Origin of the sequence: Sphingobium sp. (assembly GCF_041987595.1) — a bacterium.
GTDB lineage: Bacteria > Pseudomonadota > Alphaproteobacteria > Sphingomonadales > Sphingomonadaceae > Sphingobium.
In genome coordinates this window covers 1-768 of record NZ_JBHIWJ010000205.1, presented here as the reverse complement: position 1 = coordinate 768, position 768 = coordinate 1, and the positions used below count along the sequence as shown (strand labels likewise).

Below are 768 nucleotides of genomic sequence, written 5' to 3'. Positions count from 1 at the left end.
GCCGGCGGAGGATCGAGCAAGACGACGTCGAAGTCCTTGATGATACTGTCGATGCCAATTCGGAGACGCTGAAGTCCCTCGCGCACTGCTTGTCCGCCCTCCGTCAACGTTGCCGTGAGGTCCCACTCTGCATCCTGCAGGCCAAGGCTTGACGGCACTATTTTGATTGTAGGCCAAGCGGTTTCTCGGATTGCCTTCCTGAAATCATCGAATGTACTGCGAGGCGACAGGAAGTTTCCTAAAGTCTCCTCTTCATCGATAAGTGCTTCGGGCTGGATGTCGAACATAGTTGTCGTTGACGCCTGCGGATCGCAGTCGATCACGAGAACGCTATATCCGTTCAGTGCGAGAAAATCGGCGAAATGCTTGGTAATCGTACTCTTGCCGACGCCGCCCTTGAAATTCTGCACGGCTACTACGACCGCATTCTCATGGGCTAGCTTGCCCGGATGAATGTTCAGCGCCTTGCGAATATGAGTAAGGTCTTCGAGCGTGTAATAGCGGCGGCCATTGTTAAGCTGCTTCGGAGGCGCGAGACGTCCCTCCTTCTCTGCCTTGGCAAGCGCTTCAGGCGTTCTTCCGACCAATTCCGCTGCCGCCGTAGGCCCAAAGGTGATATTGAGGACCTTGCGTTCATCAGGTTTGAACACCACAGCTTTGACCCGATCGCGCATCATTTCGCAGGATCTGGTCATATTTCGCAGTGTGTTCACGGTGTAGGACATGCGTCTGCCTTTCGATGAATCGCAGCTCTGCGACCCAGTTTGT

Annotated in this window: 1 protein-coding gene; it reads right to left on the bottom strand. The window is 54.4% G+C overall.

Annotation, left to right across the window (positions count from 1 at the left end; genetic code table 11):
- Positions 1-725 (bottom strand): AAA family ATPase (locus ACFC3J_RS22755; protein ID WP_375198182.1); only part of this gene is annotated, 725 nt, incomplete at its 3' end.
- Positions 726-768: the final 43 nt, after the last annotated feature.